Here is a 19,113-nt window from a genome sequence, read left to right as displayed (position 1 = left end):
CGCCCCTCATCGGTAGCCGGTCAATGTTACAGATTGTTTTACGACCCCAGATTCAGCCAGACCTGTGTTTTATCAGCTTCAGCATCCCAGGCGACATGGCAGTTCTTGCCAATGATGATCTGGTCGTGGACAATGATATCAGGTGCTTTCACCGCGTCGATGATTACCTTCGTCATATCGATGTCAGCACGCGACGGCTTTTCATGCGCGGGTGATGTACTCCGCGGAAATATCGCCCACCTTGGTAACGCCGAGCAACGCCATGTTGCTATGCAGCTCCGTCCTGAGGATATCCGCCGCCTTCAGCACGCCCGGTAGTCCCGCGACGGCTGCGGCATAAAGGAACGGCCTGCCTACGAACACGAAACGGGCCCCGAGCGCCAGTGCCTTCATGATATCAGTTCCACGCCTGATGCCGCCGTCGACCATGACGGCGATGCTGTCTCCGACACGTGCCGCAATTTCCGGGAGGACCTGAAGGGGAGATGCGGTGCCGTCGAGCTGGCGGCCGCCATGATTGGAGACGATCACTCCATCCGCCCCCGTATCGGCCGCCCGTGCCGCGTCTTCAGGATGCATGATCCCCTTGACCACGAGCTTGCCGGACCACCTCTTGCGGATCTGCTCCAAATGGGCCCAGTTGAGATGGTCGCGCCTGCCGAAATCGCGCATGACGTTGGAGGAGATGATCGGCGCGCCTCTCGTGGCATAGGAATTTTCAAAATGCGGAATGCCGTGCCGGGCGATCGTGCGCAAGAATGTACCGGTGGTCCAGCGAGGGTGCGAGATGCCCTGCCATGCCAAGCGGAGACCGGGACGCAAAGGCGTCGAAAATCCAGCCCTGACATTGTTTTCGCGGTTGGGCAGCGTCGCCGTGTCCACGGTCAGCAGGAGCGTGTCGATGCCGGCCGCAGCGACGCGATCGATGAGAGCGTCGATACGATCGGGTTCGCCGGGCAAATAGGCTTGAAACCATGCTTGTGGCGAAGTCGCAGCGATCTCTTCCAGGGGGATGAGTGACGAACCGCTTATGATCATCGGAATTCCCGACTGATCCGCGCCTTGCGCGAGCACGATGTCCCCGCGATAGGCCATCAGCGCGCTGATCCCCATCGGCGCGATGCCGAACGGTGCGGCGTGAGTCATGCCAAAGAGGCTCGTCTCGGTGCTGCGCGTCGAGACGTCCCGAAGGACACGAGGCCGGAAAGCATAGGCCTGGAAGGCTTCCGCATTATGCCGCAGCGACGCATTTGTCTCGGTCGCGCCGGCGATATAACCGAACAGCGGCTTCGGCAGATGTCGCCGTGCCTTCATTTCAAAGTCATCGAGGCAGAGCACGCCGTGGCAGAGCCGGGTCGATCGATCAATGTTGCCGCTGCGGATGGTCATGGAGCTTCATCTTCTCGGTATCCCCAGCGGGCATTGTTCAGCGAATGGAGCGCAGATTGCATACAATCGCGCACCACCGACTGCTGTCAACTCCAGCCTTGCTTATCAGATCAGCTTCAGCCCCTTCAGGCTGACATGGCCGTCCTTGCCGATGATGATGTGGTCGTGGACGGTGATGTCGAGCGCCTTGGCCGCGTCGATGATCACCTTCGTCATGTCGATGTCGGCGCGTGAGGGCGTCGGGTCGCCGGACGGGTGGTTGTGGACGAGGATGATCGCTGTTGCCGAGAGCTCGAGCGCGCGCTTGACCACTTCGCGCGGATAGACCGGCGTATGGTCGACCGTGCCGCGGCCCTGCACCTCGTCGGCGATCAGCACATTGCGCTTGTCGAGGAAGAGGATGCGGAACTGTTCGCGGGTCTCGTGCGCCATGGCGGCGTGGCAGTACTGGATGACCGAGGACCAGGAGGAGAGCACCTGCTTGCTTCTGATCTCGCTTTTCAGCGTCCGGTGGGCCACGGTCGCGATCAGTTTCAGGTCGAGCGCTACATTCTCGCCGACGCCCTTGACCTCGGTCAGCAGCGCCGCCGGCGCGCCAAAAACGCCGGAAAGCGAGCCGAAGCGTTCGATCAGCGCCTTGGCGATCGGCTTGGTGTCGCGCCGCGGGATCAGGCGGAAAAGCAGGAGCTCGAGTATTTCATAATCGGCGAGCGCCGTGTCGCCTTGCTCGCGGAAGCGGTCACGCAGCCGCTCGCGATGACCGTGGTAATGTTCCGGTGCGGAGAGTGAAGCGGGCAGGGCGGTCCGGGCATTCGGCGCGGTTGGTTTTTGCGGCCGGTCGCCGAAGAACGAACGTTCGTCGGCAACAGGCTCTTCAGTCGCGAAAGGCAGCTCGTCGTCGGAAGATGTCGCTGCAGGCCCCTTCGCCATAGGAACGTCACCTGGCAAGCGACGGCAGTCCGGGCCGGTCGAGCCCAGCAGGTGACAGCGTGAAGATTTCGCAGCCGTCGGCGGTGACGCCGACGGTATGCTCGTATTGCGCCGAAAGCGAGCGGTCGCGGGTCACCGCCGTCCAGCCGTCGGCCAGCACCTTCACATGCGGCCGGCCGAGATTGATCATCGGCTCGATGGTGAAGATCATGCCTTCGCGCAGCTCCGGCCCTTCGTTGGCGCGGCCGTAATGCAGGATATTCGGCGAATCGTGGAACAGCCGGCCGACGCCGTGGCCGCAGAAATCGCGCACCACCGAACAGCGCTCGGCCTCCGCATAGGTCTGGATCGCTTCGCCGATTGCACCGGTGCGGGCGCCGGGCCTGACCGCGGCAATGCCGCGCATCAGCGATTCATAGGTCACTTCGAGCAGTCGCTCGGCGGCCCGCTTGACCGTGCCGACGGGATACATCCTGCTGGAATCGCCATGCCAGCCGTCGAGCACGAAGGTGACGTCGATATTGACGATATCGCCTTCGCGCAGCGGCTTGTCGTTCGGGATGCCGTGGCAGACCACATGATTGATCGAGGTGCAGGTCGACTTGGTATAGCCGCGATAGTTCAGCGTCGCCGGATAGGCGCCGTGGTCCATGCCGAAATCGAAGACGAACCGGTCGATCTCGTCGGTCAGCAGGCCGGGCTTGACGATATCGGCCAGCGCATCGAGGCAGCGGGCGGTCAGCTGGCATGCCTTGCGCATGCCGTCGAATGCTTGCGTGTCGTAAAGCCGGATGGCGCCGGTGTTCTTCGGCGGCGCGGAAGAGGCTTCGATATAGTTCACCATTGCAGGGCCTTAGCGGAGAATATTAGCTTTGTTCATAATGCAGCTATGACGGGTTCGTCCATCGCGATCAACTGTCGGGGCGAGATTTCTCAAGGGATTTGGCCGCCTCCAGCATCCATTCGACGCCGAATTATTCCTGCCGAACGAAATATCCACAATCTTCCCAAAGGGATAGGATTGATTGGAGGAAACCTCCCCGCTACTCACCGATTGGTGACAGCGGGGAAGGGTCGGTCATGCTGAATGAAGCGGTAAATCTTGAGAGTTCGCCCGGCGCCGAGGCGGCGTCAGAACGGCGGGTGCGCGATCGCGGCGCCACCGAGCGCGCCATCCTTGCCGCCGCCAAGAGCCTGCTGGCGGAAGAAGGCTTCCAGAATTTCGGCATCAATGCCGTCGCCCGCCGCGCCGGTTGCGACAAGCAGCTGATCTATCGCTATTATGGCGGCCTTGACGGTCTGGTCGAGGCGATCGGCGCCGATCTCGGCACATGGGTGAGGGATCGTATTCCGGAAGATGCCGGCGGCATGTTCCTGCTCACCTACGGCGATCTGATGGAGCGGCTGGCGCTGCTTCTGCTCGACGCCTTGAAAAATGATCCCCTGATGCGCCGCATCCTCGCCTGGGAGGTGTCGGAAAATACCGAGCAGGTGAGGCGGCTCTCGGAAGCGCGTTCGAAGGCTCTCGCCCTGTGGCTGGATCGCATGCGCGGCTCGCTGGCGCCGCCGAAAGGTGTGGATGCGGCCGCCGTCAACGCCGTCGTCATCGCTGCCATCCAGCATCTCGTGCTTGCCGGGGCCGCCGGCGGCCAATGCGCCGGCCTGTCGCTCAAGACATCAAAGGATTGGGAGAAGGCGGCGACGGCGCTGAAGCGTCTCGTGCGCGGCGTCTACGGCTGACATTCGCGTTATCCACAGGAGGCGGGCCGGCGTTAACCTTAACGAATGGTTTACGTTGCGTGGGGCGGGTTAAGCCGACACTGTGCCATCAGCAGAGATGGTACGAGTGAGAGTCCCGAGTTGACATCCATGGGAAGCAAGATCGCCAAAGCCGCCTTTCTGGTGACGGCAGTGATGTTCTTCGCAATCCTGGCGCTGGATATTGCAATTCCGACGCTGGTGCTTTGCACCATGGCATTGTCGACGTGGTTGGTCTCCCTCGATCTGCCCGTCGCGCGCAAGTATGGAGGAGAGGCCGCATGAAGTGGTTTCTGATCTTCTGGGCCGGCCCCATCGTCTTTCTGGGCGGATGGTACTGGCTCTCCTATTACGACATCAATTTTGGCGTGCTGATGCTGACGCGTCAGGTCCACGACCTGACGTTCCAGCTCTACGGCGAGGCGCTCGGCATGCCGCCGGAGGCTATCCCGCCGCTCGTTGCCCGGGCAATCGCCGTCGACAGTCTCATCGTCTTCGCCCTCCTCGGCTTCAGAAAGCGCAAGTCGATCATAGCCTGGTGGCAGGCGCGTCAGGCGCTGAATTCCTCTCCTGCAGATCTTGCCAGCAAGGAAAGTCTGTCGAGCGCACCCTGAAGAATGAAGCTGGCCGCGGCCGAATCGATCCGTTCGGCCCGCTTGCTCCGCGAGACGTCCATTTCGATTAGGGTTCGTTCCGCCGCAACCGTCGAAAGCCGCTCATCCCAATAGACGAAGGGCAGCGCCGTCTTCTGCTCCATGTTGCGCACGAAGGCGCGCGTCGCCTGCACGCGCGGACCCGCCGATCCGTCCATGTTCATCGGCAGGCCGATCACGAAGCCCGCGACCTTTTCCGTTGCCGCGAAATCCAGCAGCGCCTGCGCATCGATGGTGAATTTGACGCGGCGGATCACCGGTCGTGGCGTGGCGAACCGCCGTCCGAGATCGGACATCGAAAGCCCGATGGTCTTGGTGCCGAGATCGAGGCCGGCGATGGCCTGCCCGGGGCAAGAATCCCGGCCATATCCTCGATCGTCAGCACCGTCATTGCCGTTTCATCCCGTCAAAAGAAATTGAAGCCGCCGCCGCTTTCCCTCGCCGGCGCATGAGATATGTCCTTACCATCGAAATCAGATTTTGCATCACGTAAGGAGAATTTTATGAAGATCACCTGGCTTGGCCATTCCGCCTTTCGCATCGAGACCGGAAAGGCGAAGATCCTGCTCGACCCGTTCCTCAATCATAACGCTTCCTTTGCCGGCCAGGATATCAAGGATGTTTCTTCAGGCATCACCCATATCCTGCTGACGCACGGCCATGGCGACCATGTCGGCGATACGGTCGCGCTGGCCAAGGAAACCGGCGCCGTCGTTCTCGCCAATGCCGATCTCGCCGCCTGGCTGGGTTCCAAGGGCGTCGACAGGATCGAAATGGGCAATACCGGCGGCACGATCACCTTCGGCGGCTTCTCGGCGACCTTCACCAATGCGCTGCATTCCTCCGCCCAGATCACTGAGGACGGCGTCTCGCATGCGCTTGGCAATGCCAACGGCCTGATGCTGCATTTCGACGACGAAGCCTCGATCTTCGCCATGGGCGACACCGACATCTTCTCCGACATGGGGCTCATCAACGAACTGCACCAGCCCGATATCGGTTTCGTGCCGATCGGCGACCGCTTCACCATGGGCGGCGCGGTGGCGGCACTCGCCTGCCAGCGTTATTTCAGCTTCAAGACCGCGATCCCCTGCCACTTCGGCACCTTCCCGATCATCGATCAGACCGCCGATAAGTTCATTGACGGCATGGAGGGATCGAAGACGCAGGTGAAGGCGCTGAAGCCTGCCGAGAGCCTGTCGATCTGACGAAACCCCGTTGCACCGGGCGGACATGGCCTTTATAGCGGGTAGGAAAAATCCTATCCGGAGAATGCCATGTCCGTCGATCTTGCCACCGTGAAGCGCGTCGCCCACCTTGCCCGTATTGCCGTCTCCGAGGACGAGGCAAATCGCATGGTCGGCGAGCTGAACGGCATCTTGGGCTTCGTCGAGCAGCTCTCTGAAGTCAATGTCGACGGCGTCGAGGCGATGACGTCGGTCACCCCGATGGCGATGAAGAAGCGGACCGATGCGGTGACCGATGGCAGCAAGGCGGCCGATATCGTCGCCAACGCGCCGGTCACCGACCACAATTTCTTCCTGGTGCCGAAAGTCGTCGAATAGGGCTCGAACGCCTCTTTCCGACCCTGTTGCCATTTTAAAGATCTGAAGCGAAAACACGATGAGCGAACTCACCAGCCTGACCATTGCCGAAGCCCGCGGGAAGCTGCGCGCCAAGGAAATCACCGCACTCGAACTGACCGACGCTTATATCTCGGCGATCGATGCGGCCAATGAACGGCTGAACGCCTATGTGAAGGTCACGCCGGATCTGGCCCGCGTCATGGCGAGAAAATCGGACGAGCGCATCGCCGCCGGCACGGCCGGCGAGCTGGAAGGCATTCCGCTCGGCATCAAGGATCTCTTCGCCACCGTCGGTGTCCACACCCAGGCTTGCAGCCATATCCTCGACGGCTTCGAGCCGCGTTATGAATCAACCGTCACGCAGAACCTTTGGGATGACGGCGCCGTCATGCTCGGCAAGCTGAACATGGACGAATTCGCCATGGGCTCGTCCAACGAGACTTCCTATTACGGCCCGGTGATCAATCCCTGGCGGGCTGAGGGCTCCAACCAGCAGCTCGTTCCGGGCGGCTCCTCCGGCGGCTCGGCTGCGGCCGTCGCCGCGCATCTTTGCGCCGGCGCCACCGCGACCGACACCGGCGGCTCGATCCGCCAGCCCGCCGCCTTCACCGGTACCGTCGGCATCAAGCCGACCTATGGCCGCTGCTCGCGCTGGGGTACCGTGGCTTTCGCCTCCTCGCTCGATCAGGCCGGTCCGATCGCCCGCGACGTGCGCGATGCCGCGATCCTTTTGAAGTCGATGGCAAGCGTCGACGCCAAGGACACGACCTCGGTCGATCTGCCGGTGCCGGATTACGAGGCCGTCCTCGGCCAGTCGTTGAAGGGCATGAAGATCGGCATCCCGAACGAATATCGCGTCGACGGCATGCCCGAGGAGATCGAGACCCTGTGGCGCCAGGGCATTGCCTGGCTGAAGGATGCCGGCGCCGAGATCGTCGATATTTCGCTGCCGCACACAAAATATGCGCTTCCGGCCTATTACATCGTCGCCCCCGCCGAGGCATCCTCGAACCTGGCGCGGTACGACGGCGTGCGCTACGGCCTGCGCGTCGACGGCAAGGATATCGTCGACATGTACGAGAAGACGCGCGCCGCCGGCTTCGGCCAGGAAGTCAAGCGCCGCATCATGATCGGCACCTATGTGCTGTCGGCCGGCTATTACGATGCCTATTACATCCGCGCCCAGAAGGTCCGCACGCTGATCAAGCGCGATTTCGAGCTCGCCTTCGACGCCGGTGTCGACGCCATCCTGACGCCGGCCACCCCATCTTCAGCCTTCGGCGTCGCCGACGAGAACCTCGCCGCCGATCCGGTCAAGATGTATCTGAACGACATCTTCACGGTGACGGTCAACATGGCCGGCCTGCCGGGCATCGCCGTGCCGGCGGGTCTCGACCAGAAGGGCCTGCCGCTCGGCCTGCAGCTGATCGGCAAGGCTTTCGACGAGGAAACCCTCTTCAAGACCGCCTACGTCATCGAGCAGGCTGCCGGCAAGTTTACGCCGGCCAAGTGGTGGTAACGGACCTTACGATCCGAATAATAGTGCCTGCCGACCACAAAGCGGTCGGCGCCATCGGCTTTGCCGCATGGGCCGCGGGCGAGGCGTTCGAGGATTGCTATCGCGATCCTCATGTGATCGCCAAGGTACAGCAGGAGTTCGCCGCCTTTCCACATGAGACGAAGGGCGAAATTTTCGTTGCCGAACTAGCAGGCGAGATCGTCGGCTGGGGTGCGCGGGAAGGCGAACGGAATTATGTCTCCGATCTCTGGGTGCATCCGCTTTATCAGGGCAAGGGTGTCGGCCTGGCTCTGCTGTTGCATTTGTGTGAGCTGATGGCGACCGAAGGGCTGGCGACGGTCCGGCTCGACACACATGCGAGGAATGAGCGCGCGATCCGGCTCTACGAACGCTGCGGCTTCAGCACCATCTGGCATGGTGTCGAATTTTCCAAGAGCATGGGCGTCCCGCTCGAAAAGGTGCATATGGAGAAGCCATTGGCTGATCGATAGCCAAACCGGAGATGAGGTCTTATGGCGAATAATGATCTTGTGCGACTGATCGAGGCAATCGATCGTCTTGCGGCCGGCGGTTTCGTCATGGGCGCGGATTGGCAGGCGGTTCACGATATCTGTCAGGGCCACGAAGGCGAACAGCCGTTCGACTGGGGCCATGCCCTCTGTCATCGCATTGAGGGCGACGACTGGAATGCCGATTACTGGTATCGCCGCGCCGGCAAGACGCGCGGAACCGGCACGATGGCCGACGAATGGGCGGCGATGCGAGCGATATTGTCCCGGAAGGCTTGAGGCCGAGCCCTGACCGCGCCGGTTTGAGGCGCGATCAGGTTGATTGCCCGATTATCTGTTGTCCAGCTGCGATCTGACCAACTTCAACCCTCTTTCGGTAATCCGATAGGGCTGGCCGCCTGACGATTTGATCGCCTTCAGCCGCTTCAGCCTGCGGAAGAGATCGAGGTCGACGCCGGGATAGAGCCAGCCGTCGCGGGTAAAGCAACTGACGTTCTCGATCCTCCTGTCGTCGTCGCGGATGATTTCGATGCGGCCGCCTTGGGCCATGAGATGCAGGATGCGCTGCTCCGTGCGGGAAATGTCCATGTGTTGAGATCCGGTATCGCGCCCGGCAGGGCGCACAAAAACGGTCCGACGCTCATTCGAACGTCAGGGCTTCGTTTTTTCGGGCCCATGCGCGCAAGAAAACTTGCGGGCAGGGCCTTTACCGGGTCTCAGACAGGTTCAACATAAAACACCTCGATGGGGTTTTGTATTGGGGTCGCAAAAGGCGGTCAAGAGCGCCTTTGCCGTTCAAAAACGGTCGAAAACCATGGTTTCGATCCGTCATCCCTTTGCGGGCACTGGTAAAATCCGCGACTCAATGGTCTAGTCACGGGGTAACGCGGAGGTGTCGTTGATCCACATTCGCAATGCCCGCGACGGGGAAGCGGAACATTTGAGTGAGATCGGGCTGAGGGCCTGGCAAAAGGCGATGGCGTCGATCGGCGAATCGGACGCGATGATCGATGCAGCGCGCAGCGCCTTTCGCAACTTCGTGGAAAACGACTGGCTGACCATCACCGTCGTCGAACAGAACGGCCAGGTCGCCGGCTGGGCGGCGCGCGAGGGCCTGGATGAAACCATCTCGGATTTCTGGATCGACCCCGTCTTCACTCGCCAGGGGCTGGGTTCGGCGCTCCTCGAGCGCATCGAAACGGAGATCGCCGATCAGGGCTTCGCAAAGGCGGCGATGCAGACCCATTCCGGCAACAGCGAGGCGATCGGCTTTTTCCGGAAACACGGCTACAGCATCCACTGGCTCTCGGTCGCCTATAATCCGAAGCTCGACCGCGACGTGCCTTCCGTCGGGCTGACGAAGCAGCTCGTCTCCGACGGCGGCGGATACGGACAGGAATTCTGAGGTTTCAAAGGCCCCGCAGAAGGCGGATGATTGCTTGCGGCGCGCATCTGCAAATGCCGCCGGGCGCCGTTCGCGAGGCTATTCCGAGGTGACGCAGAAGTTATTGCCCTCGGGATCATTCAAGACCGTGTAGGCATCCGTCTCACGCACGAAAGTCGCGCCGAGGGATAAGAGCCGTTCCACTTCTTGTCTGCGATCCGAAGCGGCGATATCGAGGTGGACACGGTTGCGGGCGGGACGCTCTCCCTGGCGAAGGTGGAAGCAGAGGCGTGTTCCGGGACCGTCGACCATCACGGTCGGGTCCGTTTCAGGTGTCAGCCCCATCGCGGCAAGGCGAGCGAGCTCCGCACCGTCATACGGCATCACTTCGTAGCCATCGAGCGCCGCCGCCCAGAAACGGGCAACACGCCAGGGAAAGTCGCAGTCGATGACGATTTCCTTCAGCCTTCCCATGGCGCTTCTACGACTTGTCGGATCGGCGCTGGGAAACGCGCTCGACGATCGCGCCACCGATGGCCGGTAGCAGTGCGAAAAGCATGAGCTGGGGTGTTCCCTGCAGCGTCAACAAGGCGGAAATGATGAGCGCGACCAGCACCCCCGTGAGGGTTCCGACCAGATAGGGCAGATAATCCTTCAATTGAGCCTCCTATTGTGAGGGCCTCAAGTCCGAGCAGTATTTTTTGGACAAAGATAGAGAGGACTGCGGTATCGACAATCGCGGACGATCGAAGCTCGTTTCGATCGCTTCGCATATGGGAACATACTCCGCTTCGGTGCAAAGCAGCTTCTCGGCCATTAGCGACCATCGGCAGCTGCTAACGCCGCGAAAGCCTTGCACCCGCACGCCATTTCCTTTACCTCACCAGTGGAAAAGAACAGCCTGCAAAGAGTATCAGATGACCCTTGTCGACGTCCGCACGCCCGATCCGAAACGATTCATCCCCGGCGCCACCGGCGACTGGGAAGTCATCGTCGGCATGGAAGTCCATGCCCAGGTGCTGTCCAATTCGAAGCTCTTCTCCGGCGCCTCGACGGAATTCGGCAAGCCGCAGAATTCGAACGTGTCGCTGGTCGATGCCGCCATGCCCGGCATGCTGCCCGTCATCAACGAGGAATGCGTGAAGCAGGCGGTGCGCACCGGTCTCGGCCTCAAGGCTCAGATCAACAAGCGCTCGCTCTTCGACCGCAAGAACTATTTCTACCCCGACCTGCCGCAGGGCTATCAGATCTCGCAGTTCAAGGATCCGATCGTCGGCGAGGGCAAGATCGTCATTTCGCTGGGGCCGGACCGTCAGGGCCAGTTCGAGGATATCGAGATCGGCATCGAGCGCCTGCATCTGGAGCAGGATGCCGGCAAGTCGATGCATGACCAGCATGCGACCATGTCCTATGTCGATCTGAACCGCTCCGGCGTGGCGCTGATGGAAATCGTCTCCAAGCCCGACATGCGTTCATCCGACGAAGCCAAGGCCTATATGACCAAGCTGCGTTCAATCGTCCGTTATCTCGGCACTTGCGACGGCAACATGGACGAGGGCTCGATGCGCGCCGACGTCAACGTCTCCGTCCGCCGCCCGGGCGAGGCTTTCGGCACCCGTTGCGAGATCAAGAACGTCAACTCCATCCGCTTCATCGGCCAGGCGATCGAATATGAAGCCCGCCGCCAGATCGGCATTCTCGAGGATGGCGGCGAGATCGAGCAGGAGACGCGCCTCTTCGATCCGAACAAGGGCGAGACGCGCTCCATGCGTTCCAAGGAGGATGCGCACGACTATCGTTACTTCCCAGATCCGGACCTGCTGCCGCTCGAGTTCGACGATGCCTTCGTCACGGCGCTGGCAGCCGATCTTCCGGAACTGCCTGACGACAAGAAGGAGCGCTTCGTGCGCGAGCTCGGCCTGTCGGTCTACGACGCCTCCGTGCTCGTCTCCGAAAAGGCAATCGCCGATTACTTCGAGGCCGTGGCCGCCGGCCGCGACGGCAAGACGGCGGCAAACTGGGTGATCAACGACCTGCTCGGCGCGCTGAACCGCACCGGCAAGGACATCGAACAGACGCCTGTTTCTCCGGCCCAGCTCGGCGCCATCATCGACCTTATCAAGGCTGGAACCATATCAGGCAAGATCGCCAAGGACCTCTTCGAGATCGTGCTGACCGAAGGCGGCAACCCCGCCGAAATCGTCGAAGCGCGCGGCATGAAGCAGGTGACGGATACCGGCGCGATCGAAAAGGCCGTCGACGAGATCATCGCTGCCAATCCCGATCAGGTGGAAAAGGTCAAGGCGAAGCCGACCATGGCCGCATGGTTTGTCGGCCAGGTGATGAAGGCGACCGGCGGTAAAGCCAATCCGCAGGCCGTCCAGGCGCTGGTCAAGGCAAAGCTCGGCATCGAGGAATAAGCGGTGTATTTCGTCCGCACCGCCGGCGAGGGCGACCTGGAGAAGGTCCGCGCCTTGCTGGTGGAGAGCTTTCACGCCACCTATGACGACCTGCATGGCAAGACCAAGGTGGTCGACCTGATCGCCCATCTCTTCACGCCGGCGGCGTTGAAGGCGCGCCTGGCGCGCAAAGATGCCGAATTTCTCGTCGCCGACGACGGCCGCAAGATCGGCGGCGTGGGTTATGCGGCGATGTCGCAGGCGTTGACGAAAACGGTCATGCTGCACCTCCTCTATGTCAGCCCGGCGCTGCAGCGCCGGGGCATCGGCCGCGATATCTTCGCCGAGCTCGAAACCTGCTTTCCCGATGCCGAAATCATGCGTCTCGAAGTCGAGCCGCAAAATGCGGCGGCGATCGCCTTCTACCGGGCGCACGGCTTCACCGAGGTCGGCCGCAACGCGTATAGCGCGCCCGGGCAATCCGGCATTCCGGCGCTGATCTTCGAAAAACCGCTCGAAGGCCATTGAGTCCATGGCGACCGCCTCATCCGTGATCGTCATTCGCCGGGCGCGGCAGGAGGATCTGCCGGCCCTCGTGGCAATCTTTGCCGCCGATGCGCTCGGTGGTCACGGCGATACGACGGATCCTGAGGCCTTTGCCGATTATGTCAGGGCTTTCACAGCCATCGAGGCTTCGCCCGAGCAGACGCTTTATGTCGCCGAGCGCGGCGGCGAGGTCGTCGGTACGTTCCAGACGATGCTGACGACGACGCTGACCGGCCGCGGCTCCTCGGCGATGATCATCGAGGCGGTGCAGACGCGCTCGGATATGCGCGGGCAGGGGATCGGCGCTCGGATGATCGAATTCGCCATCGCCGAGGCAAAAGGCCACGGTGTGCGCCTTGTGCAATTGACCTCGAATGCGATACGCCAAGACGCCCATCGTTTCTATGAAAGGCTTGGCTTCAAACCTTCGCATTTGGGCTTCAAGATGGCCTTGAAATGACCCTTGGCTCTCGTGGAATCGCTGGACAATTCGGCTTGGCGACGGCATAAGCGAGAAAACGAATTCTGGTTTGGTCCGCACTGGCGGGCACAAGGAAAAGACATGTGGAATCTTCTGGTTCAGACCTTCACCTGGTGGAACAGTCAGACGATGGGCACGCGTTTTGCGACCTGGCGTTTCGGCAAGCGCGTCGGAGAGGATGAATTCGGCAACGTCTATTATGAAGGCGGCATGTCCTCCTACGGTCTGCCGAAGCGCTGGGTAATCTACAAGGGTTATGCCGAAGCCTCGGCCATTCCGCCGGGCTGGCACGGCTGGATGCATCATCGCACCGATGTTCCTCCGTCCAAGGAAAACTACGTCGCCAAGGAATGGCAGAAGACGCACCGCCCCAACCTCACCGGATCGCCACAGGCTTACCGCCCGCCGGGCTCTCTCGCGGTTCCCGGCGAGCGTCCGCGCGTCACCGGCGATTACGACGCCTGGACACCCGGCAACTGAGACGGCTGACCAGGGCGAACCCCAAGCCCCGGCTTTTGGCCACAATTGACCTTTACCCGCAGGTTGGCCGCGCTTGACCGCGGATGAAACTGAAAATTATCTGGAGACGGGTACATGAAGCTCTTCACGCGGAACATGGTCCTGCGTGCCGCCGGATCGCTGCTGGCGCTCTCGGCTCTGCTTCCGACCGGTGCGGCACATGCCGCCCGCATTGAAAACCCGGTTGCCGTCTTCTCCGGCCTCGACAAGATCACCGGCCGTATCACCACCTTCGATGTTTATGTCAACGAGACGGTGCAGTTCGGCGCATTGCAGGTGACGCCAAAGGCTTGCTATTCGCGCGATCAGGCCGAAGCGCAGAAGATCGACGGTTTTGTCGAGGTCGACGAGATCACCCTCGACCGCAAGATCCGCCGCATCTTCACTGGCTGGATGTTTGCCGCCAGCCCCGGCCTCAACGCCGTCGAGCACCCGATCTACGACGTCTGGCTGAAGGACTGCAAGACGAGCTCGGACGTCCCGGCTCCTGACGGCACCAAGGCGACTGCCCGTTAACACGTGTCGCGCGGCGGCACCGCGCCGCGTCAGCGCCTCTCTTTGAGACGCGCAAGGAGCAACGCTTTGACGCGCGTATCGCGCCCCTAAGCGGTCGGTGTTTTGTTCCTGTTGAAAAGGCTTTTGGCAAAGCGAAGCGCAACGCCGGCCAAGACGACGACAAGGATGCCGGCCTTTTTGAAGAAGGCAAGGGCAAGGGCCAGCAGTCCTACCTTTGCGGCAATCTTGGCGCCAGCGCCTGCGGCGATCATTCCTGCCATGCCGTAGGCCGCGACCTTGTCGCCGTCGACGTAGTCGCCATAGGTCATCCCCTTGTCGAACTGCACGAGCTTCGTGACCGTCGGAATGACCGCCTCGATCTCCTTCAACTGTCCGAGTCCGGCAACGAAGTCGAATTCAAAGACACCCTCGCGCCCGAACACGCGCACGGAATAATTCAGCGTGTGCTCGGATTGCGTGTCGTTGCCGAAAATCAGATCGCGCGCCCAGTGCATTGCATGGGCCGGCTTGTCATAGCGCGGCGCCGAAGCCCAGCCGACAAGGGTGATCTTCGGGAAGCCTTGCTTTTCGCGCTCAGGATTCCTTTCGCTGATCGCATCCTTGATGTTCTGCAGCAGTTCGTCGTAATTCGTCGTGGCGGCATCGCTGTCTGAGACATAACCGTCCGCGCTGTATTCCACGATCGATCCCCAGGATTGCGGGTCGGTCGGCGCGTATTTCGCCGGGAAGATCATTCCCAGCGTTCCATCGGCCGCCGCCGGCGGATTTCCCCAGATATCGACAAGCACCGTCTTCGTGTCGGCCGGGCTGAGATAGTAGAAGTCGGCGGGTATATTGAGCGTCGCCTTCGCTTCGGGCAGCTTGATCACACCCTGCTGAAAATCAAGTTTTTCCAGTAACGGTTTTTCCGTCTCGGAAAAATCGGTCCTGCCAGAAAACATCTCTTGATAGGGACGTGCCTCGGCCTGAGCTGCAAGTAAGGCGAAAAGCATCGCCGCCGCAAAATATCGTCTCAAAATTCTATCCCCCATTGTATTTTCCGGAAGCTACTGAAATCGGCCGGAAAATCAACGCAGGGATGAAACGATAGCGCTTAAAACTTCAGGTGTGGCGATTCCATCGCGGCGGCAAGCAGCGCGGCATAATCGGCCTTCGGAACGTCGATCGCTCCGAACGTCTTCAGATGCTCGGTGGTGAACTGGGTGTCGAGCAGGGTAAAGCCCCTTTCTCTCAGCCGGTCGACCAGATGCACGAGGCAGATCTTCGAAGCGTTCGTGCGGCGTGAAAACATGCTTTCGCCGAAGAAGGCCGAACCGAGCGAGACGCCGTAGAGACCGCCGACCAGTTCATCGCCGTGCCACGCTTCAACGGTATGGGCGTGGCCCATGTCGAACAGCGTCGAATAGAGCGATCGGATGGTCTGGTTGATCCAGGTGCTGGGGCGACCCGATGTCTCCTCGGCGCAAGCGGCGATCACCGATTCGAAGGCGTGGTCGAAACGGATCTCGAAGGGATGTCGGCGCACCGTCTTGGCGAGGCTCTTCGATACATGGAAACGATCGAGCGGCAACACGCCGCGCATTTCCGGCTCGACCCAGAAAATCTCCGGGTCGTCTGCGGATTCGGCCATCGGGAAGAGGCCGATGGAATAGGCGCGCAGGAGAATGTCAGGGGTGATGCCTGGTGACTTCCTGCGCGATCCTGCCATTCCTGTCCTATGCCGCCGGTGTGTTGGCGAGGTGGTGTTCCAGCCAGTGGATGTCGTAGTCGCCGTTGGCGATATCCTGATTGGAGACGAGTTCCTGGAACAACGGCAGCGTCGTCTTGATGCCGTCCACGACGAATTCATCGAGCGCGCGGCGCAACCGCATCATGCACTCGACGCGGGTGCGACCGTGCACGATCAGCTTGCCGATCAGGCTGTCGTAATAGGGCGGGATCTTGTAGCCCTGATAGGCGCCGGAATCGATGCGCACGCCAAGGCCGCCCGGCGCATGGAAATGCGTGATCGTGCCGGGCGAGGGCACGAAGGTGCGCGCATCCTCGGCATTGATGCGGCATTCGATGGCGTGGCCGGAAAAATGCACTTCGTCCTGCGTCACCGACAGGCCGCCGCCGGAAGCGACACGGATCTGCTCGTGCACGAGGTCGATACCGGTGATCGCTTCGGTGATCGGATGTTCCACCTGCAGGCGGGTGTTCATTTCGATGAAATAGAACTCGCCGTTCTCGTAGAGGAATTCGATCGTGCCGGCGCCGCGATATTTCAGCTTCTTCATGGCGTCGGCGCAGATCTGGCCGATCTTCATCCGCTGCTCGACATTGAGCGCTGGCGAATTCGCCTCTTCCCAGACCTTCTGGTGGCGGCGCTGCAGCGAGCAGTCGCGCTCGCCGAGATGGATGGCATTGCCTTCGCCGTCTCCGAATACCTGGATTTCGATGTGGCGCGGCTTGCCGAGATATTTTTCCATGTAGACGGCATCGTTGCCGAAGGCGGCTGCCGCTTCCGTGCGCGCCGTCGACCAGGCCTCGATCAGATCGGCCTCGCTCCTGGCGACCTTCATGCCGCGCCCGCCGCCGCCGGCAGTTGCCTTGATCAGCACGGGATAGCCGATTTCGGCGGCCGTCCGCAGCGCATCCTCTTCGGTCTTCACTTCACCGTCCGAGCCGGGAACGACAGGGATGCCGAGTTCCAGCGCCGTCGTCTTGGCGGTGATCTTGTCGCCCATGATGCGGATATGATCCGCCGTCGGCCCGATGAAGGTGATGCCATGGGCGTCGAGAATATCGGCGAACTTGGCGTTCTCGGAGAGAAAGCCGTAGCCCGGATGCACGGCGTCGGCGCCGGTGATCTCGCAGGCTGCGACGATCTGGTGGATATTGAGATAGCTCTCACGCGAGGAGGGCGGACCGATGCAGACGCTTTCGTCGGCAAGGCGCACATGCATGGCATCGGCGTCGGCGGTGGAATGCACCACGACGCAGGCAATGCCGAGCTCCTTGCAGGCCCGGAGCACACGAAGGGCGATTTCCCCGCGATTGGCGATGAGGATTTTCGAAATCATGGGCATGGGCCTATTCGATGACGACGAGGGCTTGGCCGTATTCGACGGGATGCCCGTCATCGACGAGAATTTCGGTCACCTTGCCCGACTTCGGCGAGGGAATCTGGTTCATCGTCTTCATCGCTTCGATGATGATCAGCGTCTGGCCTTCCTTGACGGTGGCGCCGATCTCGATGAAGGGGCGCGCGCCCGGAGCCGGCGCCATATAGACGGTGCCGACCATCGGCGCATTGACGACATTGGCAGGATTGCGGGTGGGGGCAGCGGCCGGCGCGGCGCCTGCCGCTGCCGGAGCGGCGGCTGCGGGCGGGGCAAAGGCCGGTGCTGCGATCGGCGCCTGCACATATTGCGTCGTGCCGTTGCGCGAAACGCGGATGCGCAAGTCATCCTGCTCGACCTCGATCTCCGTCAGATCCGTCTCGTTGAGAATGTTGGCGAGATCGCGGATCAGTGCCTGATCGATACCCGATTTCTTTTCAGCCATGGTGTTGCCCTGTCTTCTTCTTATGCCGTGATGTTCTTCAGCGCATGCAGCGCCAGTATGTAGCTGTGAGGCCCGAAACCGCAGATCACGCCCTTGCATGCCGGCGCGATCATCGATTTGTGGCGGAATTCTTCCCGTGCATGGACGTTGGATATGTGGAGTTCGACGACGGGAATGGAAATAGCGCGGATCGCATCATGCAGCGCGACCGAGGTGTGCGTGTAGGCGCCTGCATTGATGGCGACGCCGACAGCCTTTTCGTCGGCCTCGTGAAACCAATCCACAAGCGTACCTTCGTGATTGCTCTGGCGGAAATCGATATCGAAGCCGAGTTCGCGGCCGGCGGCCTTGCAGTCCGCCTCGATGTCCTTCAACGTCTTGCCGCCATAGATGCCGGGTTCTCTTTTACCCAGCATGTTCAGGTTGGGGCCGTTCAGGACAAAAATCGTTTGCGTCATCGAATGTTCCGTAAAATGCACGACGGCAACCTATAGACTCCGCGAAGGCTGAATGAAAGCCCTTACGGATTGCCCGGCAGGAATCGCGCCACATTTGTCCACATGGCTGAAACGCTTCGATTTTGGCGATGAGATGGCCGCCTTGCTCAGCAGGCGGTCTTGCCGCAGCTGCGCATATTCTTGACCTTGGCTTCGAGATCGTCGAGCCCGACGGCGCCCGGCACCATTTCATTGCCGATTACGTAGGAGGGCGTGCCGCTGATGCCGAGGCTGGAGGCGAGCTGGTAGGTCGCCTGGACGATGCCGTCGTTCGGGCTCTTCGCCATCTCGGCGCGGATCTTGTCTTCGCTGACGCCAAGCGAGGCGGCAACCGCGATCGCGCTTTCGTCCGAGGCGCGACCCTCGCTGCTGAGCAAGGCGACATGGAAATCGGCGTATTTTTCAGGCGCCAGCTTGCGGAAGGCGTCCGCCACCTTGTGGGCGGCGACCGAATCCGGCCCGAGGATCGGAAATTCCTTGAGCACGAATCGGACGTTCTTGTCCTTCTTCAGCATCGCCTGCATGTCGGGAAGCGCATGACGGCAGTAGCTGCAATTATAATCGAAGAACTCGACGACGGTAACGTCGCCCTTCGGATTGCCGAGCGTGACGTCGTTCTTCGAATCGAAGATGTCGGTCGTGTTCTCTTCGATCGCCATGTTGGCTTTCGCCAGCCGCTGGGCTTCCTGCTTCTTCTGCAAGGCCGCCTGGACATCGAGCATGATCTCGGGATTCTCGATCAGATATTGCTTGATGAACTCGCCGAACTCCTTCTTCTGCTGGTCGTCGAGCGCTGCCGCTGGAAACGGAAGGGCGATCGATGCGGCAAGCGCCAATGCGGTGAAGGTTTTCGGGAAGAAGGCCATGATATCCTCGTC

The 19,113-nt window shown here is 61.1% G+C and carries 26 protein-coding genes and 2 pseudogenes; 14 read left to right on the top strand and 14 right to left on the bottom strand.

The window, feature by feature from the left end; translation table 11 throughout:
- Positions 1 to 38: 38 nt before the first annotated feature.
- From MHI61_RS14195 to map, 4 genes and pseudogenes are all read right to left on the bottom strand, one after another.
- Positions 39 to 212, bottom strand: a pseudogene (locus tag MHI61_RS14195) (JAB domain-containing protein); the annotation flags it as partial.
- Positions 202 to 1,389, bottom strand: a complete 1,188-nt coding sequence (locus MHI61_RS14190) for an alpha-hydroxy acid oxidase (protein WP_239792464.1) — start codon at positions 1,387 to 1,389, stop codon at positions 202 to 204. The gene MHI61_RS14190 and the pseudogene MHI61_RS14195, both read right to left, overlap by 11 nt.
- A 105-nt stretch (positions 1,390 to 1,494) precedes the next feature.
- The gene (gene radC / locus MHI61_RS14185; RefSeq protein WP_239792463.1) at positions 1,495 to 2,319 is read right to left on the bottom strand and encodes a DNA repair protein RadC; all 825 of its coding nucleotides are present in this window, start codon (positions 2,317 to 2,319) and stop codon (positions 1,495 to 1,497) included.
- Positions 2,320 to 2,326: 7 nt separating this feature from the next.
- Complete coding sequence (gene map / locus MHI61_RS14180) at positions 2,327 to 3,163, bottom strand: type I methionyl aminopeptidase (RefSeq protein ID WP_004673840.1); 837 nt, start codon at positions 3,161 to 3,163, stop codon at positions 2,327 to 2,329.
- 236 nt (positions 3,164 to 3,399) lie between these two features.
- Here map and MHI61_RS14175 point away from each other — a divergent pair, with 236 nt between their 5' ends.
- The 3 genes from MHI61_RS14175 to MHI61_RS14165 all read left to right on the top strand — a co-directional run bounded on the left by MHI61_RS14175 (position 3,400) and on the right by MHI61_RS14165 (position 4,691).
- A complete protein-coding gene (locus MHI61_RS14175) occupies positions 3,400 to 4,059 on the top strand; it encodes a TetR/AcrR family transcriptional regulator (protein WP_239792462.1) in 660 nt (219 codons plus the stop codon).
- A 129-nt stretch (positions 4,060 to 4,188) separates the two neighbouring features.
- Positions 4,189 to 4,362: a hypothetical protein gene (locus MHI61_RS14170; protein ID WP_239792461.1), complete on the top strand. Its 174-nt coding sequence runs from the start codon at positions 4,189 to 4,191 to the stop codon at positions 4,360 to 4,362.
- Positions 4,359 to 4,691 (top strand): DUF6105 family protein, encoded by a 333-nt coding sequence (locus tag MHI61_RS14165; RefSeq protein WP_097579111.1) that lies wholly within the window; start codon positions 4,359 to 4,361, stop codon positions 4,689 to 4,691. Before MHI61_RS14170 ends, MHI61_RS14165 begins: the two co-directional genes overlap by 4 nt.
- Here the strand turns inward: MHI61_RS14165 and ruvX are convergent.
- Positions 4,628 to 5,121, bottom strand: a pseudogene (ruvX, locus tag MHI61_RS14160) (Holliday junction resolvase RuvX). The gene MHI61_RS14165 and the pseudogene ruvX sit on opposite strands and share 64 nt — an antisense overlap.
- A 112-nt stretch (positions 5,122 to 5,233) precedes the next feature.
- Between ruvX and MHI61_RS14155 the strand changes: the two are divergent.
- From MHI61_RS14155 to MHI61_RS14135, 5 genes are all read left to right on the top strand, one after another.
- The gene (locus MHI61_RS14155; RefSeq protein ID WP_097665489.1) at positions 5,234 to 5,938 is read left to right on the top strand and encodes a metal-dependent hydrolase; all 705 of its coding nucleotides are present in this window, start codon (positions 5,234 to 5,236) and stop codon (positions 5,936 to 5,938) included.
- A 69-nt stretch (positions 5,939 to 6,007) separates the two neighbouring features.
- Positions 6,008 to 6,295 carry an Asp-tRNA(Asn)/Glu-tRNA(Gln) amidotransferase subunit GatC gene (gene gatC, locus MHI61_RS14150; protein WP_049734290.1) on the top strand — a complete coding sequence of 96 codons (288 nt, stop codon included), beginning with the start codon at positions 6,008 to 6,010 and terminating at the stop codon, positions 6,293 to 6,295.
- A gap of 58 nt (positions 6,296 to 6,353) precedes the next feature.
- Entirely contained in the window at positions 6,354 to 7,835 is a 1,482-nt protein-coding gene (gatA, locus tag MHI61_RS14145) for an Asp-tRNA(Asn)/Glu-tRNA(Gln) amidotransferase subunit GatA (RefSeq protein WP_239792460.1), read from the top strand.
- Positions 7,836 to 7,855: 20 nt separating this feature from the next.
- Entirely contained in the window at positions 7,856 to 8,326 is a 471-nt protein-coding gene (locus MHI61_RS14140) for a GNAT family N-acetyltransferase (RefSeq protein WP_239792840.1), read from the top strand.
- A 21-nt stretch (positions 8,327 to 8,347) separates the two neighbouring features.
- Positions 8,348 to 8,623, top strand: a complete 276-nt coding sequence (locus MHI61_RS14135; RefSeq protein ID WP_239792459.1) for a hypothetical protein — start codon at positions 8,348 to 8,350, stop codon at positions 8,621 to 8,623.
- A 51-nt stretch (positions 8,624 to 8,674) separates the two neighbouring features.
- Here MHI61_RS14135 and MHI61_RS14130 read toward each other — a convergent pair whose 3' ends face one another.
- The gene (locus MHI61_RS14130) at positions 8,675 to 8,932 is read right to left on the bottom strand and encodes a YjhX family toxin (protein WP_239792458.1); all 258 of its coding nucleotides are present in this window, start codon (positions 8,930 to 8,932) and stop codon (positions 8,675 to 8,677) included.
- A 310-nt stretch (positions 8,933 to 9,242) separates the two neighbouring features.
- Here MHI61_RS14130 and MHI61_RS14125 point away from each other — a divergent pair, with 310 nt between their 5' ends.
- On the top strand, positions 9,243 to 9,749 hold the full coding sequence (locus MHI61_RS14125; RefSeq protein WP_239792457.1) for a GNAT family N-acetyltransferase: 507 nt from the start codon (positions 9,243 to 9,245) through the stop codon (positions 9,747 to 9,749).
- Positions 9,750 to 9,827: 78 nt separating this feature from the next.
- On the opposite strand, the gene MHI61_RS14120 is transcribed toward MHI61_RS14125, so the two are convergent.
- A complete protein-coding gene (locus MHI61_RS14120) occupies positions 9,828 to 10,202 on the bottom strand; it encodes a VOC family protein (RefSeq protein WP_222144363.1) in 375 nt (124 codons plus the stop codon).
- Positions 10,203 to 10,209: 7 nt separating this feature from the next.
- Positions 10,210 to 10,386 carry a hypothetical protein gene (locus tag MHI61_RS14115; RefSeq protein WP_183838601.1) on the bottom strand — a complete coding sequence of 59 codons (177 nt, stop codon included), beginning with the start codon at positions 10,384 to 10,386 and terminating at the stop codon, positions 10,210 to 10,212.
- Positions 10,387 to 10,645: 259 nt separating this feature from the next.
- On the opposite strand from MHI61_RS14115, the gene gatB reads away from it, so the two are divergent.
- From gatB to MHI61_RS14090, 5 genes are all read left to right on the top strand, one after another.
- Positions 10,646 to 12,148 (top strand): Asp-tRNA(Asn)/Glu-tRNA(Gln) amidotransferase subunit GatB, encoded by a 1,503-nt coding sequence (gene gatB / locus MHI61_RS14110; RefSeq protein ID WP_097579120.1) that lies wholly within the window; start codon positions 10,646 to 10,648, stop codon positions 12,146 to 12,148.
- A 3-nt stretch (positions 12,149 to 12,151) separates the two neighbouring features.
- Positions 12,152 to 12,655, top strand: a complete 504-nt coding sequence (locus MHI61_RS14105) for a GNAT family N-acetyltransferase (protein ID WP_239792456.1) — start codon at positions 12,152 to 12,154, stop codon at positions 12,653 to 12,655.
- A gap of 4 nt (positions 12,656 to 12,659) precedes the next feature.
- The gene (locus MHI61_RS14100) at positions 12,660 to 13,133 is read left to right on the top strand and encodes a GNAT family N-acetyltransferase (protein WP_239792455.1); all 474 of its coding nucleotides are present in this window, start codon (positions 12,660 to 12,662) and stop codon (positions 13,131 to 13,133) included.
- Positions 13,134 to 13,235: 102 nt separating this feature from the next.
- Positions 13,236 to 13,634, top strand: a complete 399-nt coding sequence (locus MHI61_RS14095; protein WP_004671258.1) for an NADH:ubiquinone oxidoreductase subunit NDUFA12 — start codon at positions 13,236 to 13,238, stop codon at positions 13,632 to 13,634.
- Between the two features lie 114 nt (positions 13,635 to 13,748).
- The gene (locus tag MHI61_RS14090; RefSeq protein WP_097579123.1) at positions 13,749 to 14,189 is read left to right on the top strand and encodes a DUF2155 domain-containing protein; all 441 of its coding nucleotides are present in this window, start codon (positions 13,749 to 13,751) and stop codon (positions 14,187 to 14,189) included.
- An 86-nt stretch (positions 14,190 to 14,275) separates the two neighbouring features.
- On the opposite strand, the gene MHI61_RS14085 is transcribed toward MHI61_RS14090, so the two are convergent.
- The 6 genes from MHI61_RS14085 to MHI61_RS14060 form a co-directional block, all read right to left on the bottom strand.
- Positions 14,276 to 15,220, bottom strand: coding sequence for a DUF2167 domain-containing protein (locus MHI61_RS14085; protein ID WP_239792454.1), 945 nt, complete (start codon positions 15,218 to 15,220; stop codon positions 14,276 to 14,278).
- A gap of 62 nt (positions 15,221 to 15,282) precedes the next feature.
- On the bottom strand, positions 15,283 to 15,897 hold the full coding sequence (gene aat, locus MHI61_RS14080) for a leucyl/phenylalanyl-tRNA--protein transferase (RefSeq protein WP_222139792.1): 615 nt from the start codon (positions 15,895 to 15,897) through the stop codon (positions 15,283 to 15,285).
- 7 nt (positions 15,898 to 15,904) lie between these two features.
- Positions 15,905 to 17,260 (bottom strand): acetyl-CoA carboxylase biotin carboxylase subunit, encoded by a 1,356-nt coding sequence (accC, locus tag MHI61_RS14075; protein WP_016732915.1) that lies wholly within the window; start codon positions 17,258 to 17,260, stop codon positions 15,905 to 15,907.
- 4 nt (positions 17,261 to 17,264) lie between these two features.
- A complete protein-coding gene (gene accB / locus MHI61_RS14070; RefSeq protein ID WP_239792453.1) occupies positions 17,265 to 17,738 on the bottom strand; it encodes an acetyl-CoA carboxylase biotin carboxyl carrier protein in 474 nt (157 codons plus the stop codon).
- 20 nt (positions 17,739 to 17,758) lie between these two features.
- On the bottom strand, positions 17,759 to 18,196 hold the full coding sequence (gene aroQ / locus MHI61_RS14065) for a type II 3-dehydroquinate dehydratase (RefSeq protein ID WP_085742420.1): 438 nt from the start codon (positions 18,194 to 18,196) through the stop codon (positions 17,759 to 17,761).
- A gap of 146 nt (positions 18,197 to 18,342) precedes the next feature.
- A complete protein-coding gene (locus tag MHI61_RS14060) occupies positions 18,343 to 19,101 on the bottom strand; it encodes a DsbA family protein (protein WP_239792452.1) in 759 nt (252 codons plus the stop codon).
- Positions 19,102 to 19,113: the final 12 nt, after the last annotated feature.

It is taken from the genome of Rhizobium sp. K102 (genome assembly GCF_022385315.1).
Taxonomy (GTDB): domain Bacteria; phylum Pseudomonadota; class Alphaproteobacteria; order Rhizobiales; family Rhizobiaceae; genus Rhizobium; species Rhizobium croatiense.
This window is presented reverse-complemented; position numbering and strand designations above follow the sequence as displayed.